This is a genomic window from Amycolatopsis sp. WAC 01416, assembly GCF_003947485.1.
In the GTDB taxonomy this organism is placed as follows: Bacteria; Actinomycetota; Actinomycetes; order Mycobacteriales; family Pseudonocardiaceae; genus Amycolatopsis.
On record NZ_QHHX01000008.1, the window covers coordinates 326,030 to 337,886 of the forward strand.

The window sequence follows — 11,857 nt, forward strand, 5'->3', positions numbered from 1 at the left end:
CGCGCCACTGTTGTGGCTGCTGGTGCATGTGGGGCGAACGTGGTGATGCCCGAGTCCGTGAAGGACCCCTTGAGGGACCCAGAGTCCCTCAAGGAGGCCTTCACGGACCTGCGGTTCCTTTCAGCGCTTCCGATGGCCAGGCGTCGACCTCTGATGTCGTGAATGGCCCCTTTGGGACCTTCATCGTCTCAAAGGGGCCCTTCACGACATCCCCAGGATCGCGAAAACTCACGTGAGCGCCTGACTGGTGGCGCGGGTACTCGTGAGTCAGGACAGCAGGTCCACCAGCGCGTCACCGCGAGGCGTCCGGACGACGAGGACGACCTGGCCCTCGCGGTGCCGCTGGATCAGCCCGGCCGAAACGAGCTGTTCGCAGTGATAGGTCGCGGTGCTGGCGGCACACGACAGCAGATTCGCGATCTCCCCCATCCGGGCGGGCTTTCCCAAGTGCCGCAACAGTTTCGCGCGGTGGGCGCCGACCACGAGGTCGAGCCCTTCGACGCCGGGGGCGGTTTCGGGCCTGCCGCTGTCGAGCAGGCCGTCCAGCCCCGGCAGCGGGTAGCCGATCCAGATGGCGTCCTCTTCGTCGAAGTTGGACACCACCGAGCGGGCGCCCGCGACCATCGGGACGAGGATCAGTTTGCGGCCGCGCGTGGTGTACCGCGCCGGTTCCGCGTCGGGCAGCAGCAGGCAGCCGTTGCTGAACCGGAAATGCGGCCGCAGCAGGCCGAGTACCGCGTCCGTCCCGCCTCGGACGGAGGCGACGCCGATACGTTCGATCTCACGGTCGAGCAGGGGACGGGCCCTGGTCCAGAGGCTTTCGGTCGCCACTCTGGTCGCGGTGAAGGCGTCCGCGAGCGAGGCGACCCAGCGTCTCGGATGGTCGGCGGCCTGCCGCCACTGCGCGGGCAACCGGTCGCCGAAAACCTCTTCGAGGCCTTTCAGGACGTCGGTTTCCGTCAGGTCGCGCAGCATTTCCGCCTGGGCGGCGGCGGAAGAGTCCTCGCCGGGGCTGATCGGGACGATGAAATCCGGCTGGACCGAGGTGCCCCGGCGGGCGAGCGCGCTCGCCGCGCGGTATCCCTGTTCGGGGATCGCCGAGCCCACCTGGCGGCGCCAGGCGGCGGGCATACCTCGGTCGTACCCGCCGACGACCTCGACGAGCATCGAAACCAGCGAAACGTGCGGGGAAACCGTCACCCCGATCGGGATCGTGCTGGTGTCACCGAGTTCGAGCCGGGTATAAGAAGCCGGGGGCGGCGTCTCGCGCATCCGGTCGTCCCTCCTGGGAGTGGGCGTCGCAGCACGCGATGTTAGCGCCTCCCGTCAATACCCGGCACTGCCGGGGAAACCCAATTGCTCATTCATGATGAGAAACGCGCCGAGACCGTGGAAATCGTTGGTATTGCGTTTGCGTGCGTAGTAATACGCCGTGTCGCCGACATTGGTGCCTTCGGAGATGTTTGCGATATCGGTCAACCCGCCGGCTCCGGTCGAAACCTGGGACAGGACCCCGCGATAACCCTTCGCCGCCACGGGTCCGTACTCCGCGCCGACGTAGCCGCGTTCCACCGCTCGGGAGAGCAGGAAGGTGTACATCGCCGAAGCCGACGTCTCCAGCCAGTTGTCCTTGTCGCCGCCCCGGTCGACGACCTGGAACCAGCGGCCGGAGGCCCGGTCCTGCCAGCGGGTGTAGCCCGCCGCGAGGAACCTGACGACGTCGACGAGCCGCTTTCGGCGCGGATGGTCACGGGGGAGGATCTCGAGCAGGTCGATCGCCGTCATCCCGAGCCAGCCGATAGCGCGGCCCCAGTGGTACTTCGAATGCCGCCCGGCGCCCGAAGCCCACGGTTCCGAGCCGTCCTCGTCGTAGGCGTGGTAGAGCAGGCCCTTGGCGGGCTCCTTGAGCCGGTCGAAGTAGACGCTGACGTTCTTCGCGGCCTCTTCGTAGCAGTAAGCGGTGTCGCCGAAGGTCTTGCCGTACAGGGCGAGAAACGGCTGCGCCATGTACACGCCGTCCGCCCACAGTTGTCCGACCTTGCTCGTGGCGTGGAACATCCCGCCGTCGGACGTCCGGGGATAGGACGGGAACCGGCCGCGCAGCTGCTCCGCCGCCGTCTTGTACTTCGCCTGCCCGGTTTCGGTGTACAGCAAGGGGAACATCTGCCCGGAGCGCATCGCGTCCAGGTTCGTGAAGCCGTTGGAAATCCCGCTCTCGGTGACGAACCGGTCGTACCAGGCGAGGATGTAGTCGAGATAGGACTTCTCGCGGGTGCGCCGGTACACCAGGTACTGGCCGTAGAGGTAGAGGCCCCGGGTGTAGCTCCAGCCGCCGAGGGTGGCCGGGGTGAAGCGTTGCATCGTCGAGTCGACGATCGCCCGCGACCGGTCCACCGGCGCCGCGGTGGCCACGCCGGGCAGGGTGAGCGCGCCGAGGGCGCCCGCGGTTCCCGCCAGTACCGTGCGCCGGGAAAGCCGTGCCGCGTGAAGAGGATCCGATGACATTCGAGGCCCTTCCTGCACCGGGAAACCGGGGAGGCGACTCGCCGGGCTGAACTTCCTTGCGGGACAACGTCTACTCGGGTGCTCGACGGCGAGTCAATGGCTGCTCCCGGTGTCCGGGACGGTCCCGATGGGCGGCACTCTCCGCGGCGGCCTCCGCTCGCCTACGATCGGTGCGTGAACGAGCTGACCTTCCGCGGGCGCCGCGTCGCCCGGGACCGCGCCCTGGTCATGGCGATCGTCAACCGGACCCCCGATTCCTTCTACGACAAGGGCGCGACCTTCTCGGATCCGGACGCGCTCGCCGCCGTCGCCAAGGCGGTGGCCGACGGCGCCGACATCGTCGACATCGGCGGGGTCAAGGCCGGGCCCGGTGCGGAGGTCGACGTCGAGGAAGAGATCCGGCGGGTGGTCCCGTTCGTCGAGCGGATCCGCGAACTGCATCCCGACCTGGTGATCAGCGTCGACACCTGGCGCCACGAGGTGGGCAGGCGTTCGGCGGAGGCGGGCGCGGATCTGATCAACGACACCTGGGCGGGAGCCGATCCGAAACTGGCCGAGGTCGCCGCGGAGTTCGGCACCGGCTACGTCTGCTCGCACACCGGGAACGCCGTCCCGCGCACCCGCCCGTTCCGGGTGAACTACCCGGATATCGTCGCGGACGTCGTCGCGGAGACGACGGCGCACGCCGAGGCGGTCGTGGCACTCGGCGTCCCGCGTGAGGGGGTGCTGATCGACCCGACCCACGACTTCGGCAAGAACACGTGGCACAGCCTGGCGCTGCTGCGGCACGCGCGGGAACTGGCCGTCACCGGGTGGCCGGTGCTGATGGCACTGTCCAATAAGGACTTCGTCGGCGAGACGCTCGGTGTGGAGCTCGCGGAGCGGGTCGACGGGACCCTCGCCGCGACGGCATGGGCGGCGGCCGAGGGGGCGCGGGTGTTCCGGGTGCACGAGGTCAGGCGCACTCGGCAGGTGCTGGAGATGGTCGCGTCGATCCAGGGGGTGCGGCCGCCCGCGCGCGCGATCCGCGGGCTGGCCTGACACCCTCCCCGGCTCAGGAGCTCTTCGGCTCCAGGTGCAGCGCGGTGATCCCGCATTCGAACGTCTTGGACCGCACCAGCCGCAGCGGCTGATTGCCGCCGAGCGCGGGGAACACCGGCAGGCCGGCGCCGATCGCGGTCGGGTTGACGAACAGGTGGATCTCGTCCAGCAGGCCCTTGGCGATCAGATCCGCCGCGAGCCGGGCGCCACCCGAGGTGATGATGTCGCCGCCCGGCTGGTCCTTGAGCTTGTGCACGATCTCGGTGAGATCCCCGCCCGCCACGGTGGCGTTCTCCCAAGGCGACTCGGTGAGGCTGTTCGAGATCACCACCTTGGGCGTGTTGTTCATCTTGTCGATGGTCTCCTGCGTCTCTCCCTCCATGTCCGACTGCCAGGCCGGGATGAACCCTTCGGCGAGGTTGCGGCCCAGCACGATGCAGTCGACCGGGTCCCAGAGTGGGCCGACGTAGGCGTTCACGTCGTCGGTCCACGGCATGGTCATCCAGTCCATCTCGCCTTCCGGGCCACCCATGTAGCCGTCGACGGTGGTCTGGACCTGCAGCTTGAACTTGCGCATGGCGCTGTTCCTTCCCAGTGAAGTATCTCTCGGACGCTCTTGTGTCCCCAGGAGAGCGATGTGTCCGCCGGACACATGGTGTACGTTAGACACATCCGAGACCGGATGACAAGTCCCGAATGTCCGAAAGCGGAGTGCACGATGGCGACCTTTACGGGAGCCGGCCCGGACCCCGGCGCCGGCAGTACCGAGCTGCTCTGGGGGCTTTCCCAGCGCGAGCCGAAACCCACTCGCCCGGTGCTGACGATCGAGCGGATCGCCGACGCCGCGACCGGGATCGCCGACGCCGACGGCATCGCCGGCGTCTCCATGCACCTGGTCGCGAGCAAGCTCGACGTGACGAAAATGGCGCTGTACCGCCATGTCAGGAACAAGGCGGAACTGCTCGCGGTGATGACCGAACTGGCCATCGGCCCCGCCCCGGACCTCCTCGCGCTGCCCGGAGACTGGCGCTCCCGGCTCGAAGAATGGACGGTCCGGATGCGCGAGACCTGGCAGCGGCATCCGTGGCTGCCCGACGCCACGGTCGGCGTCCGGGCGACCGGGCCGCGGGAGATCGGCTGGACGGAGTCCGCCGTCGCCGCGCTGGCGGGCACCGGCCTGACCGGCGCCGAACGGATGGACGCGGTCTTCCTGATCAGCGGGCATCTGCGCAACACCCATTCGACGAACAACGCCGGAACCCAACCCTGGGAAGGCGACCGCGGCCTGCGCGGGCACGTCGCGGCGAACCCGGACATGTTCCCGGCGCTGCACGAAGCGGCGAAGGCGATCGAAGACGCCCCCGCGGACAACGGTTTCGAGTTCGGGCTCCAGCGGATCCTCGACGGACTCGCCGCGCTCATCGACCGACGGCGCTGACCGCCGCGCCTCCTTCGGCGAATGGCGATCATTCGTGCTTGGAGGCGGAACTCGCGTGATTGGGGAGCGCACACGCGTGATTGGAGGCGTAACTCGCGTGATTGGAGGCGGAACTCGCGTCAGCCGTCCAAGGGGATGACGGCCGAAACCGTGGTGCCCGACCCGGGTTCGCTCGCGACGGTCAGTTCGCCGCCGAGCGCCCGGACCCGGTCGCGGAGGCCGTGCAGCCCGGAGCCGCCGTCGATGTCGGCCGTGCCGGTGCCGTCGTCGTGGACGTCCACCCGCAGACCGTCCTCTTTGACGCGGATGAACACGCGGACCTCGCGTGCCCGCGCGTGTTTCAAGGCGTTGGTGACCGCTTCCGAGACGACGAAGTACGCCGTCGCCTCGACGGCGCCGCTGAGCCGCGGCACGTCCGCCCCCGCGAGGTCGACCGCGAGCGGGACCCGGTCCAGCAGTGACCGGACCGCGGGGATCAGCCCGGCCTCGGTGAGGATCGCGGGCCGGAGCCCGCGCGCGAGTTCACGCAGTTCGGTGATGGTGGCCTGGAGTTCGTCGATGGTGCCGGTCAGCAGGGCCGCGACCGGCGGCGTGAGGTCGCTCCCGAGCCGCCGTTCCGCCATCCTCAGCAGCAGCACGACACTGACCAGCCGTTGTTGTGCCCCGTCGTGCAGGTCCCGTTCGAGACGTCGCCGTTCGTCGTCGGCGGCGGCCACGATGCGGGCGCGCGACGCCTGGACCTCGACGAGGCGCTCCTCCAGTTCCGCGGCGAGCCGCTGGTTGTCCAGTATCAGCCCGGCGGCGGCGTTGAGCGCGTCGATCGACCGGCTGTCCTTCCACACCTCGTCGTCCTGCACGAGCGCGGCCAGGCCGGAACCGTCGCGTTCCAGCAGGAGCCGGATCATCTCCGCGTTGCCGACCCGCGCCCGCAGCACCCCGATCAGGAAGGTCAGCGGCCACAGGCAGAACGAGATCCGGTAGACGTCCAGCAGCGGTCCGGAGAACGGATGCGCGGAGCCGAGCGCGCTGCCGACCAGGGTGCTCACCGCGCCGACCACCGCGATCGCGACGACGGGGGAGAGCAGCCGCCGCTGCGGAAGCCGTCCGGCGAGCCAGCGGTAGAGCAGCACGACCAGCACCCCGGCACCGATCAGCGCGCCGACCAGTTCCAGCAGCCGTTTGACCAGCTGTTCGGCCTCCGTCGAGGCGGCGACCGCGGCGAGGTTCTTCGGATCGTCGTTGACCAGCAGGCCGAGCACCGCCGCCCCGAAGATCACGGTGTACGCGGAAAGGACGAGCACGCGTTCCCAGCGGGACCGGAGCTTCCCGTGCGGGAAGACGACCACCAGATGGGCGATCACCGGACTGGACGCGGCGGTCAGCGCCAAACCGGCGGTATGCGCGAGCGGCTCGTCGGCGAACTGCAGGTCCTCGGCGAACAACGCGAGCCCGGCCAGCGCGATGAGCAGGCCGATGGGGTTCGAAGCGCGGCGCACGTGCGCGACGGCGCCGGCGAGGAGGAAGAGGAACCCGGTCGTGGACGAGAGGGTGGTGTCGAGCACGGTGTGCGTGCCGTCGGCGATCTTGAGCGTCGTCGCTACGACACCCATGCCGATACCGGCGGTCAGCACGCCCGCCATCGCGACGGTTCGAGGGTGCTTCACCACTAAGCGTGATTCGCCCGTTCGGCCCGAACCGTTACACCGGTCCTGAAATGTGGAACAGGAGTTCCGCCAGGTGTCAAGGATTCTCGGCATCTTTCCCGTCATTCGGATGGCGATGCAGGCACGTGGGTGAACATGCGACTCTCGCGCCACCACCCGAGCCGAGTCGTACCCTCCGAAAGGCGACCTTCCGTGCGCACCCACCACAGAGCCCGCTTGCTGGCCGCGGCCTTCGCCGCCCTGACACTGGCCGGCGGGATCGCGGGATGTTCACGCGCGGACAGCGGCACCGCCCCGGCGGAGCAGAAGAGCCAGGGAGCCGCGGCCGAGGTGCGCGTCGGGTACTTCCCGAACGTGACGCACGCGCCCGCGCTGATCGGGACCAAGAACGGCTTCTTCGCCAAGGAACTCGGCTCGACGAAGCTCACGACCCAGACGTTCAACGCGGGCCCCGAAGAGGTCAACGCGCTGCTCGGCAACTCGCTCGACATCGCGTTCATCGGCTCCGGCCCGGCCATCAACGCCTTCACCAAGTCCAAGGGCGCCATCCAGCTGGTCTCCGGCGCGGTCACCGGCGGCGCGCAGCTGGTGGTGAAGCCGGAGATCACCACGCCGGAGCAGCTCGCCGGCAAGAACATCGCGACGCCGTCGCTGGCGAACACCCAGGACGTCGCGCTCAAGAAGTTCGTCGCCGAGAAGAAGCTGGCGGGAGTCAAGGTCACCAACCTCGACAACCCGAAGACGTTCGACGCCTTCAAGAAAGGTGAACTCGACGGCGGCTGGCTGCCGGAGCCGTGGTCCTCACGGCTCGTGCTGGACGCTGGCGCGAAGGTGCTCCTGGACGAGAAGACCCTGTGGCCGGAAGGCAAGTTCCCGACCACGGTCGTGATCGTCCGCAGTGAGTTCCTGCAGCAGCATCCGGAGACCGTCACCGCCATCCTCAAGGGTGAACTCGCCGCCATCGACTGGGCGAAGACCAACCCCGCCGAGGCGAAGAAGGTGGTCAACGGAGAACTCAAGGCGCTCGCGGGCAGCACACTGAACGAGGCCGTCCTCGACCGCGCGTTCTCCGGCATCGAACTCGGCATCGACCCGGTGGCGTCGACCTTCGCCCAGCTCGCGCAGGACTCGGTGACCGCGGGCGTGGTGAAGTCCGCGGTGGACCTCAAGGGGTTCGCCGATTTCGGCCCGCTCAACGCCGTGCTCAAAGAGCAGGGCAAGCCCGGCGTGAACGCGCCAGGGCTGACGAAGTGACCGGAGGGGATCAGCGATGACGACCACCTTGGAGCCCGGCCTGTCCACCGGTGTCGCCGTGCGGCTCGACGGGGTCCGGAAGGCGTTCGGGCCGACCGGCCGCGCCGTCGTGGCCCTCGACGGGATGGACCTGACGGTCGCCCCCGGCGAGTTCGTCTGCCTCCTCGGCGCCTCCGGCTGCGGCAAGAGCACGCTGCTGAACCTGGTCGCCGGTCTCGACCGGCCGACGTCGGGCACGATCACCCTCGAGACCTCCCGGCCGGCGGTCATGTTCCAGGAGGCCGCGCTGATGCCGTGGCTGACCGCGGCCCGCAACGTGGAACTGCCGCTGCGCCTCGCCGGTTTCAGCCGGTCCGAGCGCCGCGAAAAGGCGGCCGAACTGCTCGAACTCGTCCGCCTCGGCGGTGCGGGCGACAAGCGGCCGCACGAGTTGTCGGGCGGGATGCGGCAGCGCGTCGCGCTCGCCAGGGCACTGGCCGCGACCCTGCGCGTCGGCGGTGACCCGGAGCAGTCGCTGCTACTGATGGACGAGCCGTTCGCCGCGCTCGACGCCATCACCCGCGACGTCCTGCAGGGTGAACTGCTGCGCGTCTACCGCAGCACCGGCACGTCGGTGCTGTTCGTGACCCACGACGTCCGCGAAGCCGTGCGGCTCGGCCAGCGGGTCGTGCTGCTCTCGTCGCGGCCGGGCCGGGTCGTGCGGGAATGGCGCGACGTCCAGGCCTCCGATGCCGAAGAGCTGACCTTGGAGATCACCGGTCACCTCCGGGAGGTGATCAGTACCCATGCCGCGGCTTGACCGCCCCGACACAGCGGCGGAGGAGGCGGACGAGGCCGTCGGCGCGGGGCTCGACTCGCTCGACACCCCCACCGGGGAGCGCCGGGAAAGCCGGGGGAAGCGGTTCCTGCGGGGCTTCGTGCCGCCGTTGGTCTTCCTGGCGTTGCTGGTCGCGCTGTGGCAGGCCTTGTGGGCGGCCGCGTTCTGGCCGGAGTCGATGCTGCCCGCGCCGCTCGCGGTCTGGGACGAACTCGTCGGCATCACCATCGACGGCGAGATCTTCGAGTTCGTCTGGACGTCGGTGCACCGCGCCGCGCTGGGCTTCCTGATCGGCGTGGTCATCGGGACCCCGCTCGGGCTGGTGGTGGCGAAGGTCCGCATCGTCCGCGCCGCCGTCGGCCCGTTCCTGACCGGGCTGCAGAGCCTGCCGTCGGTGGCGTGGGTGCCCGCGGCGATCCTGTGGTTCGGTCTGAACGACGCCTCGATCTACTTCGTGGTCCTGCTGGGCTCGGTGCCTTCGATCGCGAACGGTCTCGTCTCGGGCATCGACCAGATCCCGCCGATCCTGCCGAGGGTCGGCCAGGTGATGGGGGCGAACCGGCTCTCGTCGGCCAGGCACATCCTGCTGCCCGCCGCGTTGCCCGGCTTCCTGGCGGGGCTCAAACAGGGCTGGGCGTTCTCGTGGCGTTCGCTGATGGCCGCCGAGCTGATCGCGCTGTCCCCGGCGCTCGGCAAGGGACTCGGCGCGTACCTCAACGAAGGCTCGTCGTTCAACAGCATGGAAGGCGTGATCTCGGCGATCTTCCTGATCCTGCTGGTCGGCGTCGGTATCGAGCTGGTGGTGTTCCGTCCGCTGGAACGGTCGGTCTTGCGTGCCCGTGGTCTCACCGCGTCTCTTTAGGACTTTGGGCAGGCTAGCCTTACCCGCATGTCCGTTACTGGGGTGCGGGTCAAGGCGACCCTGACCGCGCTGATGATGTCGTTGCTGGTGGCCGGTTGCGGTTCTTCGCAATCGGTCGACGAGAGCCTGGTGCCTCCGGAGGCCCGGGGCACCTTCCCGGTGACCGTCGAGCACAAATACGGGTCGGCGTCGGTCGAGAAGCAGCCTTCGAGGATCGTCACGCTCGGCCTGTCCGACCACGACGCCGTGCTGGCGCTCGGGATCCGGCCGGTCGGCGCCGTCGACTGGTTCAAGGAGCGGCCGTACGGGAAGTGGCCGTGGACCCAGGCTCGCTGGGGTGACAAGTGGCCGGAGGTCGTCGGCGAACGGGACGACTTCAACTTCGAGAAGATCGCCGCGCTCAAGCCGGACCTGATTCTCGCCCAGTACAGCGGGATGAAGAAGGAGCAGTACGACAAGCTCTCGCAGCTCGCCCCGGTCGTCGCGCAGCCGTCGAAGTACGAGGACTACGCGGCGCCGTGGCAGGAGATGACCCGGATGGTGGGTCGCGCGCTCGGGTTGCCGCAGAAGGCCGACGACCTGATCGCCGGGATCGACCGGCGGTTCGCGCAGGCGCGGGCCGAACACCCCGGGTTCGCGAAGCTGTCGATGGTCGTCGCCGACACCTTCGAGGCGGGCAAGTTCTCCGCGTTCACCACCACCGACCCGAAGATGATCTTCATGACCGAGCTGGGTTTCCGGCCGTTCGATCCGGTCAAGGCGCTGAGCGAACCGGAGAACAACGTCGTCGAGGTCTCGTCGGAACGGTTCGACCTGTTCGACGCGGATCGCCTGGTGTGGCTGAACTCCGACGTCAACGCGGAGACCAGGGTGCGGGCCGACCCGGTGTACCGGAAGCTGAAGGTGTCGGCGGACAAGCGGGACTTGTTCATCACCTACGAGAACCCGCCGGTCGGGGCCGCGATCTCGTTCAACACCGTGCTGAGCATCCCGTACGCGATCGAACAGCTGGTGCCGAAGCTGGCGGCCGTCCCCGGCTCCTGAGCGTTCACCTTCCGGAGGTGGCAAACCTACGACACCGTAAGTTACGGTGTCGTAGGTGGCGTTTTCCGTACCCTGGAAGGACGAAACGCATGACGGTCCCCGAAAGCACCCGGCTGATGCTCGAGCTGGAGGGAACGGTCGAGGAAAACCTCAACCGGCACCTCTCGGTCGCCAAGGAATGGATGCCGCACGAGTACGTGCCGTGGAGCGAGGGCAAGAACTTCGCCGAACTGGGCGGCGAGCCGTGGGATCCCGAGCAGTCGCGGGTGTCGCCCATCGCGCGGACCTCGCTGGAGGTCAACCTCCTGACCGAGGACAACCTGCCGAGCTACCACCGCGAGATCGAGCGGGCGTTCGGCCGCGACGGCGCGTGGGGCACGTGGGTGCATCGCTGGACGGCCGAGGAGGGCCGCCACGGCATCTGCATCCGCGACTACCTGCTGGTGACGCGCGCGGTGGACCCGGTCGAGCTGGAGCGGGCGCGGATGCAGACCATGCAGGCCGGGTACGACAGCGGCGACAAGGCATTGCTGAACGTCTTCGCGTACGTGTCGTTCCAGGAGCTGGCGACGCGGCTTTCGCATCGCAACACCGGCAAGTACACGCAGGATCCGATGTGCGAGAAGCTGCTTTCCCGGGTCGCGATGGACGAGAACCTGCACATGGTCTTCTACCGGAACCTGGTGCAGGCCTCGCTGGAGCTTTCACCCGACGCGATGATGCGCGCCATCACCGACGAGGTCGTCCAGTTCCAGATGCCGGGCGCGGTGATCCCGAGCTTCGTGCGGAAGGCCGCGCTGATCGCGAAGGCGGGCATCTACGACCTGCGGATCCACCACGACGAGGTGATCTGGCCGTTGCTGCGGCAGTGGAAGATCTTCGAGCTCGAAGGGCTCGGCGAGGTGGGGGAGAAGGCGCGGGACGAACTCGACCAGTTCCTGAAGGCCCTCGACACCCAGGCGTCCCGCTTCGAAGAGCGTCGCGCGGCCGCGGCCGCCCGCGCCGCCGCCCGAACCACGTGATACGCCCCCGATCACGCGAGTTGCGCCCCTAGTCACGCGAGTTCCGCCCCCAATCACACGAGTTGCGCCTCCAATCACGTGAGTTCCGCCTCCAGTCACGTGACCAGACGGCCAACTCACGTGATCGGATGGACGGCACGTGTGTTCCGGTGGCCGACTCGCGTGGTCGGGCGGCCCGATCACCTGAGCCGCCCTCCGGAACTCGCGTGT

At 68.7% G+C, this 11,857-nt stretch carries 11 protein-coding genes; 7 read left to right on the plus strand and 4 right to left on the minus strand.

What is annotated here, in order from left to right; genetic code table 11:
- Positions 1-267 precede the first annotated feature (267 nt).
- Complete coding sequence (locus DL990_RS27855) at positions 268-1,272, minus strand: helix-turn-helix domain-containing protein (protein ID WP_125785687.1); 1,005 nt, start codon at positions 1,270-1,272, stop codon at positions 268-270.
- Positions 1,273-1,326: 54 nt separating this feature from the next.
- A complete protein-coding gene (locus tag DL990_RS27860) occupies positions 1,327-2,505 on the minus strand; it encodes a glycoside hydrolase family 105 protein (RefSeq protein ID WP_125800407.1) in 1,179 nt (392 codons plus the stop codon).
- A 174-nt stretch (positions 2,506-2,679) separates the two neighbouring features.
- Here DL990_RS27860 and folP point away from each other — a divergent pair, with 174 nt between their 5' ends.
- Positions 2,680-3,546 carry a dihydropteroate synthase gene (folP, locus tag DL990_RS27865; protein ID WP_199746624.1) on the plus strand — a complete coding sequence of 289 codons (867 nt, stop codon included), beginning with the start codon at positions 2,680-2,682 and terminating at the stop codon, positions 3,544-3,546.
- Positions 3,547-3,559: 13 nt separating this feature from the next.
- Here the strand turns inward: folP and DL990_RS27870 are convergent, their stop codons facing one another.
- The gene (locus tag DL990_RS27870) at positions 3,560-4,123 is read right to left on the minus strand and encodes a dihydrofolate reductase family protein (RefSeq protein ID WP_125785689.1); all 564 of its coding nucleotides are present in this window, start codon (positions 4,121-4,123) and stop codon (positions 3,560-3,562) included.
- Between the two features lie 141 nt (positions 4,124-4,264).
- Here DL990_RS27870 and DL990_RS27875 point away from each other — a divergent pair, with 141 nt between their 5' ends.
- Positions 4,265-4,984 (plus strand): TetR/AcrR family transcriptional regulator, encoded by a 720-nt coding sequence (locus DL990_RS27875; protein WP_233620594.1) that lies wholly within the window; start codon positions 4,265-4,267, stop codon positions 4,982-4,984.
- A 119-nt stretch (positions 4,985-5,103) separates the two neighbouring features.
- Here DL990_RS27875 and DL990_RS27880 read toward each other — a convergent pair whose 3' ends face one another.
- Positions 5,104-6,624 carry a sensor histidine kinase gene (locus tag DL990_RS27880; protein WP_125800527.1) on the minus strand — a complete coding sequence of 507 codons (1,521 nt, stop codon included), beginning with the start codon at positions 6,622-6,624 and terminating at the stop codon, positions 5,104-5,106.
- A 216-nt stretch (positions 6,625-6,840) separates the two neighbouring features.
- Between DL990_RS27880 and DL990_RS27885 the strand changes: the two genes are divergently transcribed.
- The 5 genes from DL990_RS27885 to DL990_RS27905 all read left to right on the plus strand — a co-directional run bounded on the left by DL990_RS27885 (position 6,841) and on the right by DL990_RS27905 (position 11,647).
- Positions 6,841-7,902 (plus strand): ABC transporter substrate-binding protein, encoded by a 1,062-nt coding sequence (locus tag DL990_RS27885; protein ID WP_125800409.1) that lies wholly within the window; start codon positions 6,841-6,843, stop codon positions 7,900-7,902.
- Positions 7,903-7,918: 16 nt separating this feature from the next.
- Positions 7,919-8,701, plus strand: a complete 783-nt coding sequence (locus DL990_RS27890) for an ABC transporter ATP-binding protein (protein WP_125785692.1) — start codon at positions 7,919-7,921, stop codon at positions 8,699-8,701.
- On the plus strand, positions 8,688-9,581 hold the full coding sequence (locus DL990_RS27895) for an ABC transporter permease (protein ID WP_125785693.1): 894 nt from the start codon (positions 8,688-8,690) through the stop codon (positions 9,579-9,581). Before DL990_RS27890 ends, DL990_RS27895 begins: the two co-directional genes overlap by 14 nt.
- Positions 9,582-9,608: 27 nt before the next feature.
- Positions 9,609-10,625 carry an iron-siderophore ABC transporter substrate-binding protein gene (locus tag DL990_RS27900; protein WP_199746625.1) on the plus strand — a complete coding sequence of 339 codons (1,017 nt, stop codon included), beginning with the start codon at positions 9,609-9,611 and terminating at the stop codon, positions 10,623-10,625.
- A gap of 89 nt (positions 10,626-10,714) precedes the next feature.
- A complete protein-coding gene (locus DL990_RS27905) occupies positions 10,715-11,647 on the plus strand; it encodes an acyl-ACP desaturase (protein ID WP_125785694.1) in 933 nt (310 codons plus the stop codon).
- The last annotated feature ends 210 nt before the right edge of the window (positions 11,648-11,857 follow it).

Bases quoted from the DNA above. Each gene is read 5' to 3' on its own strand.
- DL990_RS27875 (WP_233620594.1), top strand. From the start codon at position 4,265: ATGGCGACCTTTACGGGAGCCGGCCCGGACCCCGGCGCCGGCAGTACC.
- DL990_RS27905 (WP_125785694.1), top strand. From the start codon at position 10,715: ATGACGGTCCCCGAAAGCACCCGGCTGATGCTCGAGCTGGAGGGAACG.
- DL990_RS27855 (WP_125785687.1), bottom strand. From the start codon at position 1,272: ATGCGCGAGACGCCGCCCCCGGCTTCTTATACCCGGCTCGAACTCGGT.
- DL990_RS27860 (WP_125800407.1), bottom strand. From the start codon at position 2,505: ATGTCATCGGATCCTCTTCACGCGGCACGGCTTTCCCGGCGCACGGTA.
- DL990_RS27880 (WP_125800527.1), bottom strand. From the start codon at position 6,624: ATGGCGGGCGTGCTGACCGCCGGTATCGGCATGGGTGTCGTAGCGACG.
- DL990_RS27895 (WP_125785693.1), top strand. From the start codon at position 8,688: ATGCCGCGGCTTGACCGCCCCGACACAGCGGCGGAGGAGGCGGACGAG.
- DL990_RS27900 (WP_199746625.1), top strand. From the start codon at position 9,609: ATGTCCGTTACTGGGGTGCGGGTCAAGGCGACCCTGACCGCGCTGATG.
- DL990_RS27890 (WP_125785692.1), top strand. From the start codon at position 7,919: ATGACGACCACCTTGGAGCCCGGCCTGTCCACCGGTGTCGCCGTGCGG.
- DL990_RS27870 (WP_125785689.1), bottom strand. From the start codon at position 4,123: ATGCGCAAGTTCAAGCTGCAGGTCCAGACCACCGTCGACGGCTACATG.